Origin of the sequence: Thermus sp. LT1-2-5, assembly GCF_040363165.1 — a bacterium.
Classification (GTDB): Bacteria; Deinococcota; Deinococci; order Deinococcales; family Thermaceae; genus Thermus.
On sequence record NZ_BSRG01000001.1, the window covers coordinates 332,516 to 347,806 of the forward strand.

The following is a 15,291-nucleotide window of genomic DNA, read 5'->3' on the forward strand; positions in this document are numbered from 1 at the left end:
TACTGGGTCTAAAAGGAGGAACCCATGTTCCCGAGCACCATGATGGACGAGGAGCTCAACCTTTGGGACTTTCTGGAAAGGGCGGCGGCCCTTTTTGGGAAGAAGGAGGTGGTTTCCCGCCTCCACACCGGGGAGGTCCACCGCACCACCTACGCCGAGGTGTACCGCCGGGCGAAGCGCCTCATGGGGGGGCTGAGGGCCCTGGGGGTGGGGGAGGGGGACCGGGTGGCCACCCTGGGGTTCAACCACTTCCGCCACCTCGAGGCCTACTTCGCCGTGCCCGGCATGGGGGCCGTCCTCCACACGGCTAACCCCCGCTTAAGCCCCAAGGAGATCGCCTACATCCTGAACCACGCCGAGGACAAGGTCCTCCTCTTTGACCCGCACCTCCTGCCCCTGGTGGAGGCCATCCGGCCGGAGCTCCAAACCGTGGCGCACTTCGTGGTGATGGACCAAGAGGCCCCCGAGGGCTACCTGGCCTACGAGGAGCTCTTGGCGGAGGAGGCGGAGCCCCACCGGGTACCCGAGCGGGCCGCCTGCGGCATGGCCTACACCACCGGCACCACGGGCCTGCCCAAGGGGGTGGTCTATAGCCATAGGGCCCTCGTCCTCCACTCCCTGGCGGCGAGCCTCGTGGACGGCACCGCCCTTTCGGAAAGGGACGTGGTGCTTCCCGTGGTCCCCATGTTCCACGTGAACGCCTGGTGCCTGCCCTACGCCGCCACCCTGGTGGGGGCCAAGCAGGTGCTGCCCGGGCCCCGCTTGGACCCCGCCTCCTTGGTGGAGCTCTTTGAGGGGGAAGGGGTCACCTTCACCGCCGGGGTGCCCACGGTGTGGCTGGCCCTGGCGGACCACCTGGAGGCCACGGGCCACCGCCTAAGGACCCTAAAGCGCCTAGTGGTGGGGGGAAGCGCCGCGCCCAAGAGCCTCATCGCCCGCTTGGAGCGGATGGGGATAGAGGTGCGCCAGGGCTACGGCCTCACGGAGACCTCCCCGGTGGTGGTGCAGAACTTCCTCAAGAGCCACCTGGAAAGCCTCCCGGAAGAGGAGAAGCTCACCCTCAAGGCCAAGACCGGCCTGCCCATCCCCTTGGTGCGCTTGAGGGTTGCGGACGAGGAGGGCCGCCCCGTGCCCCAGGACGGGAAGAGCCTGGGGGAGATCCAGCTCAAGGGCCCCTGGATCACCCGGGGCTACCACCGCAACGAGGAGGCGAGCGGGCGGGCCCTCACCCAAGACGGCTGGTTCCACACCGGGGACGTGGCCGTCTGGGACGAGGAGGGCTACGTGGAGATCAAGGACCGGCTCAAGGACCTGATCAAGTCGGGCGGGGAGTGGATCTCCAGCGTGGACCTGGAAAACGCCCTCATGGGCCACCCCAAGGTGAAGGAGGCGGCGGTGGTGGCCATCCCCCATCCCCGCTGGCAGGAAAGGCCCTTGGCGGTGGTGGTGCCCCGGGGGGAGGCGCCAAGCCCGGAGGAGCTAAACGCCCACCTCCTCCAGGCGGGCTTCGCCAAGTGGCAGCTTCCCGACGCCTACGTCTTCGTGGCGGAGATCCCTAGGACGAGCGCGGGCAAGTTCCTCAAGCGGGCCCTCCGGGAGCAGTACAAGGGCCACTACGGAGGGGAATGATGTTTCTGGAGCAGTTCCGCTTAGACGGCAAAGCGGCCTTGGTGACGGGGGGTTCCCGGGGGCTTGGCCTCGAGGCCGCTTTGGCCCTCAAGGAGGCGGGGGCCAAGGTGGCGGTGGTGGCCAGGCGGGCCAGCTTCTTCGAGGAGGCCCGCAAGCACCTGGGGGAAGACGCCTTGTACCTGGAAGGGGACGTGCGGGACGAGGCCCGCCTGGAGGAGATCTGCGCCCAGGTGGAGGAGGAGCTCGGCCCCCTCACCGTCCTGGTGAACGCCGCCGGCATCAGTTGGGGGGCGCCTTCCCTGGAGATGCCCGTGGAAAAGGTGCGGGAGGTTTTGGAGGTGAACCTGGTGGGGGCCTTTTTGGCGAGCCGCGCCGCCGCCAAGCGCATGAAGGAACGGGGCTACGGCAAGATCGTCCACATCGCCTCCGTGGCGGGGCTCAAGGGGGAGTACCCCGAGGTGCTGGACGCCGTGGGCTACTCCGCCTCCAAGGGCGGCCTCATCGCCCTAACGCGGGATTTGGCGGTGAAGTGGGGGCGCTGGGGCATTAGGGTGAACGCCCTGGCCCCGGGCTTTTTCCCCACCCGCATGACGGAAAAGGTGCTCCCTCGAGCCGAGCCCCTTTTGAAGGCCACCCTCCCCTTGGGCCGGGCGGGGAGGCCCGGGGAGCTTGGGGGAGCGGTGCTCTTCCTGGCCAGCCCCGCCTCGGACTACATCACGGGGGCGGTGTTGCCCGTGGACGGAGGGGCCACGGCCCTTTAGAGATCAGGAAGCCTCCTGGCCGCCTCCTTGAGCCGCTCCCGGGAAGCGTGGAGGTAGATCTGGGTGGTGGCGATGGACTCGTGGCCCAAAAGGTCCTTCACCGCATCCAGCTCCACCCCCACCTCCACCAAGAGGGTGGCGTAGGCGTGGCGGAGCTTGTGGGGGGTGAAGCGCCGGGGGTCCAGGCCCGCCCGCAGGGCGGCTTCCCGGAACTTGGCCTCCACGTAGCGGGCGGAAGGGACGCGGCCCTTGCGCCGCCCCTGGGAGAACGTGAAAACGGGCACATTTCCCTGGGGCGGGCCTAGCTCCCGAAGGACTTCCCGGGCCGTTTTGGAAAGGGGCACCAGCCTTTCCTTGTTGCCCTTGCCCACCACCCGCACCGCCGCCGGCAGGCCCCCTTCCAGGACCACGTTGCGCCCTTTAAGGGACAAGGCTTCGGAGATGCGCAGGCCCGTGCCGTAGAGAAAGCGGGCCAAGGCGGTGAGAAGCCCCGCTTCCTGTTCCTGGGAAAAGGCCTCGAGGAAGCGCTTGAGCTCCTCGGGGCTCGGGTGCAGGGGGAGCCTGCGGCCCGCCTTGGGCCGGCCGATGCCCTCCGTGGGGTCTTCCGCCGCCTCGCCCCGCACCTGGGCCAGGTAGCGGTAGTAGCTCCGCAGGGCGGCCAAAAACCCCTGCACCCGCCTGGGGGCCCAGCGCTCCTGCAGGAGAAGGGCCCGCACCGCCTCGGGGCCCGGGGGGAGGTCCTGGGCCTCGAGGAAGCGGAACCAGAAGGCCAGGTCCTGGAGGTAGCGGCGCACCCCCCGGGGGGAGTAGCCCCGTTCCAGGAGGAGGTACTCCGCATAGGGGGCAAGGGGAAGGAGGGTGCTATCGGGGCTTTTAACGCCTAGGGTTTTCCAAAGAACGTGGGTTGGGGCGCTGGGGTCCATGGGGGCATTATATATGCGCGAAATGTACCTTTCGCGAACAATCCCTTACCATGGGTTGACTTCTTAGCATCGCAGGTAACCCGGTAAAACCTCAGCCAGTTCCCGGGGCCTGGACAGGAGCGCCATAAGCTCGGGCGAAGGAGAAGCGGTGTTGCCCTCTTTAAGCATTACATACTGGTCACGGGTGATGGGGGCGAAGGGTAAGGGGGAAAGGAGGGGCACCAGGAGGTCCATGAGGGCCAAGGGTATGGGCAAGAAGGGCTTCTTGCGGCCCACCGCCCGCATCACCAGCTCCAAAAGCTGGCGGAAGGTGTACTCTTTGGGCCCCACCAGGTCGTGGGCGCCGAAAAGGCCCCGTTCCAGGGCCAGGACGAAGGCCTCCGCCACGTCCCCCACGTACACCGGGCGGAAGGGGAAGCGGCCATCCCCGAGGAGGGGCACGAAGGGCAAGGGGGCGCACACCAGGCCCCGGAGGATCTTCCCGAAAAACTCGTCCCCGGGCCCGAAGATGAGGCTTGGGCGGAAGATGGTCCACTTTAGGCCGCTTTGCCGCACCAGCTCCTCCGCCTCGGCCTTGGTTTCGTAGTAGCGGCTTCCCGTGCCCCGCCGCGCCCCTAGGGCGGACATGTGGAGAAGCCTCTCCACTCCCCCTTCCCGCATGGCCAGGAGCAGGTTTTTCACCCCCTCCACGTGCACCGCCTGGAAGGACTGGCCTCGTTCCCGGATGATCCCCGCCAGGTAGATGGCCGCCTCCACGCCCTTTAGGTCCGGCACCTCCTGGGTGATGTCCCCAGGGACGAAAACCGCCCCCGGGGGGAGGGGGCGGGAGTTTCGGGCGAGGACGAGGGGGGTGTGCCCCTCCTGGAGGAGGCGGCGCACCAGGTGCCGCCCCACGAACCCGGTGCCGCCCACCACGAAGACCCGCATCAGGCCGCTTCCAAAACGCCCTGGGCCTGGGCCTCGAGGCCCTCCAGGTCCAGGAGGTACACCTTGCGGTAGGCCGTGGCGATGAGCCCTTCCCGCCGCATATCGGATAAGAGCTTGGACACGGACTCCCGGGTGGAGGCGGTGGCGTCGGCGATCTCCTCGTGGGACACGGTCACGTAGAGCCCGCCCTCGTCCCGGAAGGAGGCGGGGGTATCCGCCAGGAAGAGGAGGTAGCGGGCGATGCGGGAGCGAAGCTCTCCCGTCTGCAGGTGGGTTTCGTAGGCCAGCACCCGCCGCATCTGCCGGGCCAGGTTGCGGGCCACCTGGTGCAGGGCCTCGTGGTCCATACGCTTGGGGTCAAAGCCCTGCACCCCCGCCTCAGTCATGGCCTCGGCGGCGTAGCGGTGGCGCTTGCCCTCCAAGGCCTCCTCCCCAAAGTAGTCCCCGGGGAGGACGTGGCGCAGGGTGAGGGTGCGGCCATCGGGGAGAAGCTCCACGATGCGCACCAAGCCCGACTCCAAGCGGTACAGGGTGTTGGCGGGGTCCCCCGCCAGGTAGATGACTTCCTTCCTGCCAATCCGTTTCATGCTGCCTCCTCCCAAAACACCTGGGCAAGCCTCCCTAGGTCCTCCACGTAAAGCGCCCCAAGCCGCCCGGCCTCCTCCGCCGTGGCCCCAGCCCCGCCCACCACCACATGGGGGGCGATTCCCACCAAGGCCCCGTCGGGCAGGGCCCGCAGGGTTTCCGGGAGGAGGGCGGAAAGCACCACCCCCCGCGCCCCCAGGGCCTGGACCAGGGCCTTGAGGTCGGGCAGGGGGGTATCGGGGCCCAGGTAGAGGGCGGGAAGCCCCTGGCGGCGCAAGAGGTAGGCGGCCAGCATGGCCCCAATCTCGTGCCGCTCCCCCGGGGGCGTGGTGACCAGGATGGGAGCGCCTTGAGGGTAGCCCGAAAGGTCCAAAAGCTCCTGGAGCCTGGCCCGGAGGAAGGTGGAGGCCAGGTGTTCCTGGGACACGAACACCTCCCCCCGGTGCCAGCCCTCGCCGATCTCCCGCAGAACGGGCACGAGCACCTCCCGCACCACCCCCTCGGGGCCCAAAAGCCGCACCCCCCGGCGGAAAAGGGCCTCCGCCTGGGGAAGGTCGGCGGCGAGCAAGGCCTCCTTCACCGCCCCCGCCAGCTCCTCGGGGCGGGCCGTCTCCGCCAGGACGCGCCGGATGGCGGCCTGGGGCGTGGCCCCTTCCTCCAGGAGGCGGCGGATGCGCTTTAGGGCCTCCACCTCCTCCTGGCGGTAGAGGCGGTGCCCCCCCGGGGTGCGCTCGGGCCGGGGAAAGCCGTAGCGGCGCTCCCACTGGCGCAGGACGTGGGCGGAAAGGCCCGTGATGGCCTCCACCTCGGCGATGGTGTACGCCCCGCTTCGGGTCATGCCTTTAGCGTAGAGGCATGTCTAAGTTTTGTCAAGTATATGTCGGGTTGGGGTTCCCACCCCATGGCCCTGCGGAGTGTGGCCGGGACAAAAGTCCTGCGCTCGCCCTAGACTAGGATGCACACGAGCGCCTATGGAGCCTGACTGGAAACGCCTAGCACGCCTGGTCCGGGACCATTCCGCCACCTTCTACCTGGGAAGCCTCCTCTTCCCCAAGGCGGAAAGGCGGGGGGCCTGGGCCATCTACGCCGCCTGCCGCCTGGGGGACGAGGCGGTGGACGGGCCTGGGGGCGGAAGGGAAGCCCTTGCCGCCTGGTGGGAAGGGGTGGAGCGGGCCTATGGGGGGCAGCCCCGGGCGGACTGGGAGGTGGGCCTCGCCTGGGCCTTGGAGCGCTGGGCCATCCCCTTCGAGGCCTTTTCCCACATGAGGGAGGGCTTCCTCACCGATCTGGGCCCCGTGCGCCTCGGGAGCGAGGCGGAGCTCCTCCGCTACTGCTACCAGGTGGGGGGCACGGTGGGGCGGATGATGGCGGCGGTGACCGGGGGGGAGGGGGCGGAAAGGGAGGCCATCGCCCTAGGGCAGGCCATGCAACTCACCAACATCCTGCGGGACGTGGGGGAGGACCTGGCCCTAAACCGGGTTTACCTGCCGGAAACCCTCCTCAAGCGCTTTGGGGTGGCCCTCGAGGACCTCTTCGCCCGCCGGGCCACCCCCGGCTACCGGGCCCTCCTGGCCCACCTCGAGGCCCAGGCCCGCGCCCTCTACCGGGAGGGGCTCAAGGGCATCCCCAAGCTCCGGGTGGGGCGGGCGGCCATCGCCCTAGCCGCCCTGCAGTACCAGGGCATCCTGGATAAACTCAAACGGATGGACTACGGAAACCTCTGGCAAAGGGCCCACCTGAAGCCTTGGGAACGGCTTTGGCTCCTCCCAGAGGCCTACCGCCTGGCCCGGATGGGGGAGTGATGCGCCTGGTCTGGCACCGGGGCGACCTCCGCCTCCACGACCACCCCGCCCTCCTCGAGGCCCTTGGGGAAGGCCCCGCGGTGGGCCTGGTGGTCCTGGACCCCAACAACCTCCAGACCACCCCAAGGCGCCGGGCCTGGTTCCTGGAAAACGTGCGGGCCCTGCGGGAGGCCTACCGGAAGCGGGGCGGGGCGCTTTGGGTCCTGGAAGGGCTCCCTTGGGAAAAGGTGCCCGAGGCGGCGAGGCGGCTACGGGCCCGGGCCGTCTACGCCCTAGCGAGCTACACCCCCTACGGCCGCCACCGGGACGAGCGGGTGCGGGAGGCCCTGGACGTCCCCCTCCACCTCCTCCCTGCCCCCCACCTCATCCCCCCCGACCTCCCCCGGGCCTACCGGGTCTACTCCCCCTTCCGGCGGAACTTCCGGGGCCTCTCCCCTCCCCTTCCCGCCCCCGAGGCCCTGCCGCAGGCCCCGGAGGAGGGGGAGGTGCCGCAGGAGGCCTCCGACGTCCTGCTTCCCCCAGCCGGGGAGGAGGCGGCCTTGGCGAGGCTTGCCGCCTTCCTGGAGGAGAAGCTTCCCCGCTACGCTGAGGCGCGGGACCGCCTGGACGGGGAGGGGGGCTCGAGGCTTTCCCCCTACTTTGCCCTGGGGGTCCTCTCCCCCCGCCTGGCCGCCTGGGAAGCGCTGAAGCGGGGCGGGCAGGGGGCCTCCAAGTGGGTGGACGAGCTCATCTGGCGGGACTTCTCCTACCACCTCCTCTACCACTTCCCCTGGATGCGGGAAAGGCCCCTGGACCCCCGCTGGGAGGCCCTGCCCTGGAACGGGGACGAGGCCCTCTTCCAGGCCTGGCTGGAGGGGCGCACGGGGGTCCCCCTGGTGGACGCCGCCATGCGGGAGCTTCGGGCCACGGGCTTCCTCTCCAACCGGGCCCGGATGTGCGTGGCCCAGTTCGCCGTGAAGTACCTCCTCCTCCCCTGGCAAAAGGCGGAGGCCGCCTTCAAGGCCCTCCTCCTGGACGGGGACACGGCGCAAAACCTCCAGGGCTGGCAGTGGGCTGGGGGGCTTGGGGTGGATGCGGCGCCCTACTTCCGCCTCTTCAACCTGGTGGCCCAGGGGGAGCGGCACGACCCCGGGGGCTCTTGGCTCCGCCGCTATGCCCCCGAGTACGCCTCCTACGCCCCCAAGGAGCCCGTGGTGGACCTCGAGGCGGCCAGGCGGCGCTACCTGGCCCTGGCCCAGGCCCTCCCCAAAAGGTAGCCTGGAGCACCTTGGGCGGGGGAAGGTGAGGGTTTTCTCGGGTATCCTCTAGCCATGACCGCCACCCTGGACCTAAGGCGGGCCCTCCCCGACCTGAGGCGCCTTCGGGACGACCCCCTGGACACCCTCCTCGCCTGGGGCCGGGCGCACCCCCGCCTCCGGCTTCCCCTACCCGGGTTTCCCCTCCTCCTGGTCTTCGACCCCGAGGGGGTGGAGGCGGTCCTCCTCGGGGTGGAGAGCAAGGCCACCTTCCAGTACCACGAGCTTTCCCGCCTCACGGGGCGGGGCCTCCTCACCGACTTCGGTCCTTCCTGGAAGGAGGCCAGGAAGGTCCTCAAGGACCCCTTCCTACCGAAAAGCGTCCAGGCCTACCGGGACCCCTGGCGGGAGGAGGCGGAGGGCCTTTTCGCCTCCTGGCGGGTGGGGGAGGTGCGGGACCTGGCCCAGGAGATGCTCCGCCTCTCCCTCCGCTTCCTGGGCCGGGCCCTTTGGGGTAGGCCCCTCCCCGAGGGCCTGGCGGAGCTCGCCCTGAAGGCCCTGGAGCGGGCGGTGCAGCGGATGCAAAACCCCTTCACCCGGCTCAACCTCCTGGCGGAGGGGGCCTTCCACCGCCTGCGGCGGGCCCTGGAAGGGGAGGCGGAGGCCCTCCTCCCCGTGCCTCCCCTTTCCCGCCTGCCCCGGGAACGGGCCCTGGCGGAGGCCAAGACCCTCCTCATCGCCGGGCACGAAACCACGGCAAGCGCCCTCACCTGGGCCCTTTTCCTTCTCTCCCACCGCCCAGAGCACCAGGCCCGGGCGGCCCAGGACCCCGCCTTCGCCCGCGCCGCCTTCCACGAGGCCTTAAGGCTCTACCCCCCCGCCTGGCTCCTCACCCGCAAGGCGGAGGGCCCCCTGGACCTCCTGGGGGAGAGGGTGGCGGCGGGGACCACCCTGGTCCTCTCCCCCTACGTCACCCACCGCCTGGCCTTCCCCCAGGGGGAGGCCTTCTGGCCCGAGCGCTTCCTGGAAGGCCCCGCCACCCCAAGCGGCCGCTACTTCCCCTTTGGCTTTGGGCAAAGGCTCTGCCTGGGGCGGGACTTCGCCCTCCTGGAGGGGGAGGTGGCCCTCATGGCCTTCTTCCGCCGCTTCCGCCTGGAACCCCTGCCCCGGCCCAAGGTCCACCCTGGGGTGACCCTCTGGCCCCTGGGGGGGCTTCCCGCCCGCCTGGAGGCGGCATGACCTACCTGGAGTTCCACCTCCTCTTCCTCCTCCCGCCCCTCCTCGCCCTCCTCCTTTGGGCGAGGCCCAGGCCGCCCCGGCTTTGGGCCTACCTCCTCATGCCCCTCATCGCCCTCCTCTACACCACCCCCTGGGACAACTACCTGGTCTGGCGGGGGGTCTGGGGCTACCCCGAGGGGCGGGTCCTCCTCCGGATCGGATACGTGCCCCTGGAGGAGTACCTCTTCTTCCTCCTCCAACCCCTCCTCACCGGGGCCTTCCTCCTCCGCCTGGCGGGGACACCCCCGCCCCCGGGGCCCGGAGTGTTTAGGGTGGGGGGTGGGGGAGTATTCCTCCTCCTCGCCGCCACGGGAGTCCTCCTCCTGGCCCTTGGGGGGAAGGGGCTTTACCTGGGGCTCATCCTGGCCTACTTCGCCCCCGTCTTCCTCCTGCAGTGGGCCTTCGGGGGAGACCTCCTTTGGGCCTGGCGGCGGCCCCTCCTCCTCGGGGTGGCCCTTCCCACCCTCTACCTGTGGCTCGCCGACCTCTACGCCATTCGGGCCGGGATCTGGTGGATCGCCCCGGAGTACACCCTAGGCCCCAAGGCCTTCGGGCTACCCTTGGAGGAGATGGCCTTCTTCCTGGCCACCAACCTGGCGGTGGTGCAGGGTCTCCTTCTGGCCTGGCACCCCGAGGCCCTAAGGCGCCTGCGATGATGGACCCCAAGCGTCCCTTGGCCAAGCTCCTCAAGGCCTTCGTGGAGGGCCTCCTCCTCCGGAGCCTGAAGGGAAGCCTCCGGGGGGTATACCTCAAGGGGGAGCTTCCCCGGGAGCCCCTGGTCCTGGCCCTGAACCACCACAGCTTCTTCGACGGCCACCTGGTCTGGCTCCTGGGGCGGCTAGGGCGGCAGCCCACAAGCCTTCTGGTGGCGGAGGAAAACCTGAGGGCCTTTCCCGTCTTGGCCCTGGCGGGGGCCCTGGCCGCCTCGAGGGTGCGGGAGGCCCTAAGGCGCCTTGGGCGGGGGGAGTGGGTGGCGGTCTTCCCCGAGGGGGAGCTCCGCTACCCTGGCCCCCTGGGGCCCCTGAGGCCGGGGGCCCTGTGGCTGGCCCGAAAGGCGGGGGTGAGGGTCCTTCCCGTGGCCGCCCGGGTGGCCCTGAGGGGGTTTGAGCACCCCGAGGCCTTCCTCCTCCTGGGCCCGCCCCTCGCCCCCGAGGAGGACCTCGGCGCCCGTCTGGGGGGGCTTTTGGCCGAGCTGGACGGCCTCTTGGCCCAAACCCATCCCCGGGCCCTTCCCCCGGGCTTTCAGGAGGTCTTAAGGGGCAGGCGGAGCCTGGAGGAAAGGGTTCGCCCCCTGGTGGAGGCCCTAAGGCGATGACGGGGGACTTCTTCTTCGGCGTCTTCCTCTTCCTCCTCCTCCGCTGGCTTGCCCTCCTCTACAACCTCCTCGCCTTTCCCCAGCTTGCCCCAAGGCCCACCCCCAAGGAGCCCACCGCCTCCCTCCTCGTCCCCGCCCGGAACGAGGCGGAAAACCTCCGCCGCACCCTCCCCACCCTCCTGCGGCAAGGGGCTCTGGAGGTGCTGGTACTGGACGACGGCTCGGAGGACGGCACCGCCCAGGTGGTCCTGGACTTGGCCAAGGACTGCCCGGGCCTCCGCCTCCTGCGGGGGAAGCCCCTGCCCCAGGGTTGGACGGGGAAGAACTGGGCCTGCTGGCAACTGGCCCAGGAGGCGCGGGGGGAGGTCTTGGTCTTCACCGACGCCGACGTGGCCTGGGGGGAGGGGGCCTTGGGGGGGCTTCTTTCGGTCCTGGAGGAGGTGGAGATGGTTTCCGCCTTGCCCCGGCAGGAGGTGGGAACCCCCCTCCTCGCCCCCGTGCCCTTCGTCATGGGGGGGCTTTTCTCCTTCCTGCCCTATCCTCTCCTCACGGCCCTCCGGGTGGCCAACGGCCAGGTGCTGGCCTTCCGCCGCCAGGCCTACTTCGCCCTTGGGGGGCACCAGGCGGTGCGGGGCGAGGTGCTGGAGGACGTGGCCTTAGCCCGGCGGGCGGGGCGCTACGGGCTTTACCTGGGGACGGGGCTCTTCTCCGCCCGGATGTACCGGGGCTATGGGGAGATGGTGGAGGGGTTTGGCAAGAACTTCCTCGAGGTCCACCTCAAGAACCCCGCCATCCTCCTGGGCTCCTGGTTCTACCACCTGGCCCTCTACACCCTCCCTTGGGCCTTTGGGCGGTGGGAGCTCGGCCTCCTGGGGCTTTTGGAAAGGGCCCTGGGGCAGAGGGCCACCGGGGGGGCTCTTTGGCCCGCCCTCCTGGCCCCTTTGGCCCCTCTTCTCCTGCTTCCCGTCTACCTCCGCGCCCTCCTGCCGGGGAAGCGGTGGAAGGGGCGGGCCTTGCCCTAGCACGGGGTAAAATGGGTATCCGTGGAAGGGCGAATCGTGGTGGACCCCGAGGTCATGGGCGGTAAGCCCGTGGTGGCCGGCACCCGCATCACCGTGGAGGAGATCCTCCGCCGCCTAGCGGCTGGGGAGAGCCCTGAGGCCATCCTCGAGGCCTATCCCCACTTGACGCCAGAAGGCTTGCGGGCTGCCCTGCGCTACGCCGCCGAAGCCCTGAGCGGGGAGCGCATCTACCCTTATCCGGAAAAGGTGTGAAGGTCCTCGCAGACGAGGGCGTGGACTTCCCCATCGTGCGACGCCTAAGGAGATGGGGCCTTGAGGTCCTCTACGTGGCCGAGCTGGCCCCGGGGGCCAAGGACCACGAAGTCGTCGCCCTGGCCAAGGAGGAGGGAGCGCTCTTGGTCACCACGGACAAGGACTTCGGCGAGCTGGCCTTCCGCAAGGGCTCAGCCCCGGGGGGTGTGCTCCTTCTCCGGTTGGAAGGCCTCAGCGCCCAAGCGAAGGCCGACCGGGTACTGTGGGCCCTCGTCCACCACGGCGAGGACTTGGTGGGGGCCTTCTCCGTTCTGGAAAGGGATCGGTTACGTATCCGAAGGCTTCCTGGAAGCGGAGCGAAAGCCTGACCCGCCGCCTGTAGCCCGCCCCGCAATCCTGCCCCGCCCATGGGGTAATCTCCTCCCATGCGCGCCCTTGTCATCGGAAGCGGGGTGGGTGGGCTCGCCTGCGCCATCCGCCTCGCCGCCATGGGCCTAGAGGTCCTGGTCTTGGAGAAGCTGGACGGCCCCGGGGGCAGGGCCCGGGTCCACCGGGCGGAGGGCTTCACCTTTGACATGGGCCCCACGGTGATCACCGTGCCCCCCTTCCTGGAGGACCTCTTCGCCACGGGCCCGGGAAACCCCCGGCTCTACCCCGACTTTCCCGAGGAGGAAGGCCTCAGCCACACGGAGCGCTACGTGCGCCTCGTTCCCCTGGACCCCTTCTACCGCATCCACTTCCCCGACGGGACCTACTTCGACTACAAGGACGACCGGGACCACCTCCTCGCCGAGATCCGGCGCCTCGCCCCGGAGGACCTGCCGGGCTACCTCCGCTTCGAGCAAGACGCCCAGGCCATCTTCCGCCGGGGCTTTCTGGAACTGGGCTTCACCCATTTCGGAAGCCTCTTCGACCTCCTCCGGGTTGCCCCCGACCTCCTCCGCCTGGATGCGGTCCGGCCCCTCTTCTCCTTCGTCAAGAAGTACTTCCAAAACCCCAAGATGCGGCGGGTCTTCTCCTTCGAAAGCCTCCTCATCGGGGGAAACCCCCTCTCGGTGCCCGCCATCTACGCCATGATCCACTTCGTGGAGCGCACCTGGGGGGTGCACTTTGCCCTGGGGGGGACGGGGGCCCTGGTCCAGGGGATGGTGCGGAAGCTCCTGGAGCTCGGGGGGAGGATCCGCTACCAGGCCCCCGTGCGCCGCATCCTCACCCACAGGGGAAGGGTGCGGGGCGTGGTCCTGGAGGACGGGGAGCGGCTCGACGCCGAGGTGGTGGTTTCCAACGCCGACTACGTCCACACCTACGGTGAGCTCCTCGCCCCCGAGGACCGCCGCTTCCACGGGGACTGGCGCCTCAAGCGCACCCGGCTTTCCATGAGCCTCTTCGTGGCCTACTTCGGCTTTAGGGCGGACGGCCTCGAGGGGGAAAGGCTCAGGCACCACAACGTCCTCCTCACCGAGCGCTACGAGGGGCTTCTTCAGGATATCTTCGCCCGCAAGGTCCTCCCGGAGGACTTCGCCCACTACCTGCACCTCCCCACCCTCACCGACCCCTCCCTGGCCCCACCCGGGCACCACGCCGCCTACACCCTGGTCCCCGTGCCCCACAACGGAAGCGGTCTGGACTGGCGGGAGCTTGGGCCGAGGTACCTGGAGAAGGCCCTCCGCTACCTGGACCAGGCGGGCTACCTCCCGGGCCTCATGGACCGCCTGGTCTACGCCCACCACATCACCCCCGACTACTTCCAGTGGACCCTGAATAGCCACCTGGGAAACGCCTTCGGCCCTGAGCCCGTGCTCTGGCAGACGGCAAGCTTCCGCCCCCATAACCGCTCCGAGGACGTAAAGGGGCTTTACCTGGTGGGCCAAAGCTACCAGCCGGGGGCTGGGCTTCCCAGCGTCCTCATGTCCGCCAAGATGACGGCGAGGCTCGTGGCCCACGACCTGGGGCTGGAACAGGCGCCCAAGGGGCTCAGGGAGGCCTGGGGGTGAGCACCCTAGAGCGGAAACGGAAGCACCTCGAGGCCTGCCTGGAAGGGGATGTGGCCTACCAAAAGACCACCACGGGCCTGGAGCGCTTTCGGCTTCGCTACCAGGCCCTGGCGGGCCTCGCCCTCTCCGAGGTGGACCTCACCACCCCCTTCCTGGGCAAGACCCTGCGGGCCCCCTTCCTCATCGGGGCCATGACAGGGGGGGAGGCCTTGGGCGAGCGCATCAACCTGGCCCTGGCGGAGGCGGCGGAGGCCCTGGGGGTGGGGATGATGCTGGGCTCGGGCCGGGTGGTGCTGGAGCGGCAGGAGGCCCTGCGGAGCTTCCAGGTGCGCAAGGTGGCCCCCAGGGCCCTCCTGGTGGCCAACCTGGGCCTGGCGCAACTCCGGCGCCACGGGCGGGAAGACCTCCTCCGCCTGGTGGAGCTCTTGCAGGCGGACGCCTTGGCCTTCCACGTGAACCCCCTCCAGGAGGCGGTGCAGAAGGGGGACACAGACTTTAGGGGCCTCCTGGACCGCCTGAGGGACCTCCTCCCCCTCCCCTTCCCCGTCCTGGTGAAGGAGGTGGGGCACGGGCTATCCCGGGAGGCGGCCTTGGCCCTAAGGGACCTCCCCCTGGCGGCGGTGGACGTGGCCGGGGCGGGGGGAACGAGCTGGGCCCGGGTGGAGGAGTGGGTGCGCTACGGCGAGGTGCGCCACCCGGAGCTCTGCGAGATCGGCATCCCCACGGCCCAGGCCATCCTCGAGGTGAGGGAGGTCCTGCCCCAAATCCCCCTCATCGCCTCCGGGGGCGTCTACACGGGCACGGATGCGGTGAAGGCCCTCGCCCTAGGGGCCGACCTGGTGGCGGTGGCAAGGCCTCTTCTGAAGCCAGCCCTCCAAGGGCCTGAGGCGGCGGCCGCCTGGATCCAGGACTACCTGGAGGAGATGCGCACCGCCCTCTTCGCCCTCGGGGCCCGGCGCCCCCTCGAGGCCAGGGGGAGGGTGTCGCCCCTTTCCGCCCATACTCCCCTTTAACCCCTCGGGTTTTCACACGGCTTTCACAGACCTGCCATAATACTAGGGAGCGAGGTGAGGTATGCGCAGGTTCTTGCCGCTCCTTGGTTTCTTGCTCCTTCTCATCGCCCTGGCCCAGGCCCTCAACCTGGACCTAAAGCCCTACCTGGTAAGGGTAGTGGAGGGCAAGGAGGTTTACGAGGAAAACCCCGTGGCGGTGAAGCCCGGGGACATCCTAGAGTGGCGCCTTGTGGCGGAAAACCGCTCGCAAGGGGCGCTCCGCCAGGTAACGCTCGTCATCCCCATCCCCACGGAAACCGTCTACCTGGAGGGGAGCGCCAAGCTCCTCTCCCTAAACGGAGCCACCATCCGCCCGGAGTTTAGCTTTGACGGGGGCAAGACCTTCGGTGTCCCGCCCCTCAAGAAGCGGGTCCGGGTGGTGGAAAACGGGAAGGAGGTGGAAAGGGAAGTGGAAGTGAAGCCAGAAGAGTACACGCACGTCAGGTGGCTCGTACCCGAGCTACCCAAAGGGGCCAAGGTACAGGTATCCTTGCGCACCGCCGTTCGTTAAGGAGG

17 protein-coding genes are annotated in these 15,291 nt (G+C 69.4%); 13 read left to right on the forward strand and 4 right to left on the reverse strand.

Going from position 1 to position 15,291, the window contains the following annotated elements; all coding sequences use genetic code 11:
- The first annotated feature begins 24 nt into the window (after window positions 1-24).
- The gene (locus ABXG85_RS01655; RefSeq protein WP_353511993.1) at window positions 25-1,629 is read left to right on the forward strand and encodes a long-chain fatty acid--CoA ligase; all 1,605 of its coding nucleotides are present in this window, start codon (window positions 25-27) and stop codon (window positions 1,627-1,629) included.
- The gene (locus ABXG85_RS01660) at window positions 1,629-2,390 is read left to right on the forward strand and encodes an SDR family oxidoreductase (RefSeq protein WP_353511994.1); all 762 of its coding nucleotides are present in this window, start codon (window positions 1,629-1,631) and stop codon (window positions 2,388-2,390) included. The genes ABXG85_RS01655 and ABXG85_RS01660 overlap by 1 nt, the downstream gene beginning before the upstream one ends.
- Here the strand turns inward: ABXG85_RS01660 and ABXG85_RS01665 are convergent.
- Genes ABXG85_RS01665 through carH form a run of 4 tightly spaced genes read right to left on the reverse strand, consistent with a single transcriptional unit; the run spans window position 2,387 to window position 5,663 of the window.
- A complete protein-coding gene (locus tag ABXG85_RS01665) occupies window positions 2,387-3,328 on the reverse strand; it encodes a tyrosine-type recombinase/integrase (protein ID WP_486401634.1) in 942 nt (313 codons plus the stop codon). The genes ABXG85_RS01660 and ABXG85_RS01665 overlap by 4 nt on opposite strands.
- A 48-nt stretch (window positions 3,329-3,376) precedes the next feature.
- On the reverse strand, window positions 3,377-4,240 hold the full coding sequence (locus ABXG85_RS01670) for a complex I NDUFA9 subunit family protein (protein ID WP_353511996.1): 864 nt from the start codon (window positions 4,238-4,240) through the stop codon (window positions 3,377-3,379).
- Window positions 4,240-4,827: a transcriptional regulator LdrP gene (gene ldrP / locus ABXG85_RS01675; RefSeq protein WP_353511997.1), complete on the reverse strand. Its 588-nt coding sequence runs from the start codon at window positions 4,825-4,827 to the stop codon at window positions 4,240-4,242. Before ldrP ends, ABXG85_RS01670 begins: the two co-directional genes overlap by 1 nt.
- A complete protein-coding gene (gene carH / locus ABXG85_RS01680; RefSeq protein ID WP_353511998.1) occupies window positions 4,824-5,663 on the reverse strand; it encodes an HTH-type transcriptional repressor CarH in 840 nt (279 codons plus the stop codon). Before carH ends, ldrP begins: the two co-directional genes overlap by 4 nt.
- Before the next feature lie 133 nt (window positions 5,664-5,796).
- Here carH and ABXG85_RS01685 point away from each other — a divergent pair, with 133 nt between their 5' ends.
- The 11 genes from ABXG85_RS01685 to ABXG85_RS01735 all read left to right on the forward strand — a co-directional run bounded on the left by ABXG85_RS01685 (window position 5,797) and on the right by ABXG85_RS01735 (window position 15,286).
- Window positions 5,797-6,627, forward strand: coding sequence for a phytoene/squalene synthase family protein (locus ABXG85_RS01685; protein WP_353511999.1), 831 nt, complete (start codon window positions 5,797-5,799; stop codon window positions 6,625-6,627).
- Entirely contained in the window at window positions 6,627-7,883 is a 1,257-nt protein-coding gene (gene phr, locus ABXG85_RS01690; RefSeq protein WP_353512000.1) for a deoxyribodipyrimidine photo-lyase, read from the forward strand. The genes ABXG85_RS01685 and phr overlap by 1 nt, the downstream gene beginning before the upstream one ends.
- Window positions 7,884-7,937: 54 nt before the next feature.
- Complete coding sequence (locus ABXG85_RS01695) at window positions 7,938-9,101, forward strand: cytochrome P450 (RefSeq protein WP_353512001.1); 1,164 nt, start codon at window positions 7,938-7,940, stop codon at window positions 9,099-9,101.
- Window positions 9,098-9,796: a lycopene cyclase domain-containing protein gene (locus tag ABXG85_RS01700; protein WP_353512002.1), complete on the forward strand. Its 699-nt coding sequence runs from the start codon at window positions 9,098-9,100 to the stop codon at window positions 9,794-9,796. The genes ABXG85_RS01695 and ABXG85_RS01700 overlap by 4 nt, the downstream gene beginning before the upstream one ends.
- Window positions 9,796-10,455, forward strand: a complete 660-nt coding sequence (locus tag ABXG85_RS01705) for a lysophospholipid acyltransferase family protein (RefSeq protein ID WP_353512003.1) — start codon at window positions 9,796-9,798, stop codon at window positions 10,453-10,455. The genes ABXG85_RS01700 and ABXG85_RS01705 overlap by 1 nt, the downstream gene beginning before the upstream one ends.
- Window positions 10,452-11,477, forward strand: a complete 1,026-nt coding sequence (locus tag ABXG85_RS01710) for a glycosyltransferase family 2 protein (RefSeq protein WP_353512004.1) — start codon at window positions 10,452-10,454, stop codon at window positions 11,475-11,477. Before ABXG85_RS01705 ends, ABXG85_RS01710 begins: the two co-directional genes overlap by 4 nt.
- 21 nt (window positions 11,478-11,498) lie before the next feature.
- A complete protein-coding gene (locus tag ABXG85_RS01715; protein WP_353512005.1) occupies window positions 11,499-11,729 on the forward strand; it encodes a DUF433 domain-containing protein in 231 nt (76 codons plus the stop codon).
- Window positions 11,726-12,097 (forward strand): DUF5615 family PIN-like protein, encoded by a 372-nt coding sequence (locus tag ABXG85_RS01720; RefSeq protein WP_353512006.1) that lies wholly within the window; start codon window positions 11,726-11,728, stop codon window positions 12,095-12,097. The genes ABXG85_RS01715 and ABXG85_RS01720 overlap by 4 nt, the downstream gene beginning before the upstream one ends.
- 57 nt (window positions 12,098-12,154) lie before the next feature.
- Window positions 12,155-13,723, forward strand: a complete 1,569-nt coding sequence (gene crtI, locus ABXG85_RS01725; RefSeq protein WP_353512007.1) for a phytoene desaturase family protein — start codon at window positions 12,155-12,157, stop codon at window positions 13,721-13,723.
- The gene (gene fni / locus ABXG85_RS01730; RefSeq protein WP_353512008.1) at window positions 13,720-14,736 is read left to right on the forward strand and encodes a type 2 isopentenyl-diphosphate Delta-isomerase; all 1,017 of its coding nucleotides are present in this window, start codon (window positions 13,720-13,722) and stop codon (window positions 14,734-14,736) included. The genes crtI and fni overlap by 4 nt, the downstream gene beginning before the upstream one ends.
- Before the next feature lie 61 nt (window positions 14,737-14,797).
- Window positions 14,798-15,286, forward strand: a complete 489-nt coding sequence (locus tag ABXG85_RS01735; protein WP_353512009.1) for a hypothetical protein — start codon at window positions 14,798-14,800, stop codon at window positions 15,284-15,286.
- Window positions 15,287-15,291 lie beyond the last annotated feature (5 nt).

What these genes read in the sequence shown, in the direction of transcription:
- ldrP (WP_353511997.1), bottom strand. Translation starts at nt 4,827, where the DNA reads ATGAAACGGATTGGCAGGAAGGAAGTCATCTACCTGGCGGGGGACCCC.
- ABXG85_RS01685 (WP_353511999.1), top strand. Translation starts at nt 5,797, where the DNA reads ATGGAGCCTGACTGGAAACGCCTAGCACGCCTGGTCCGGGACCATTCC.
- carH (WP_353511998.1), bottom strand. Translation starts at nt 5,663, where the DNA reads ATGACCCGAAGCGGGGCGTACACCATCGCCGAGGTGGAGGCCATCACG.
- ABXG85_RS01705 (WP_353512003.1), top strand. Translation starts at nt 9,796, where the DNA reads ATGGACCCCAAGCGTCCCTTGGCCAAGCTCCTCAAGGCCTTCGTGGAG.
- ABXG85_RS01670 (WP_353511996.1), bottom strand. Translation starts at nt 4,240, where the DNA reads ATGCGGGTCTTCGTGGTGGGCGGCACCGGGTTCGTGGGGCGGCACCTG.
- crtI (WP_353512007.1), top strand. Translation starts at nt 12,155, where the DNA reads ATGCGCGCCCTTGTCATCGGAAGCGGGGTGGGTGGGCTCGCCTGCGCC.
- ABXG85_RS01735 (WP_353512009.1), top strand. Translation starts at nt 14,798, where the DNA reads ATGCGCAGGTTCTTGCCGCTCCTTGGTTTCTTGCTCCTTCTCATCGCC.
- ABXG85_RS01655 (WP_353511993.1), top strand. Translation starts at nt 25, where the DNA reads ATGTTCCCGAGCACCATGATGGACGAGGAGCTCAACCTTTGGGACTTT.
- ABXG85_RS01710 (WP_353512004.1), top strand. Translation starts at nt 10,452, where the DNA reads ATGACGGGGGACTTCTTCTTCGGCGTCTTCCTCTTCCTCCTCCTCCGC.
- phr (WP_353512000.1), top strand. Translation starts at nt 6,627, where the DNA reads ATGCGCCTGGTCTGGCACCGGGGCGACCTCCGCCTCCACGACCACCCC.
- ABXG85_RS01660 (WP_353511994.1), top strand. Translation starts at nt 1,629, where the DNA reads ATGTTTCTGGAGCAGTTCCGCTTAGACGGCAAAGCGGCCTTGGTGACG.
- ABXG85_RS01700 (WP_353512002.1), top strand. Translation starts at nt 9,098, where the DNA reads ATGACCTACCTGGAGTTCCACCTCCTCTTCCTCCTCCCGCCCCTCCTC.
- ABXG85_RS01695 (WP_353512001.1), top strand. Translation starts at nt 7,938, where the DNA reads ATGACCGCCACCCTGGACCTAAGGCGGGCCCTCCCCGACCTGAGGCGC.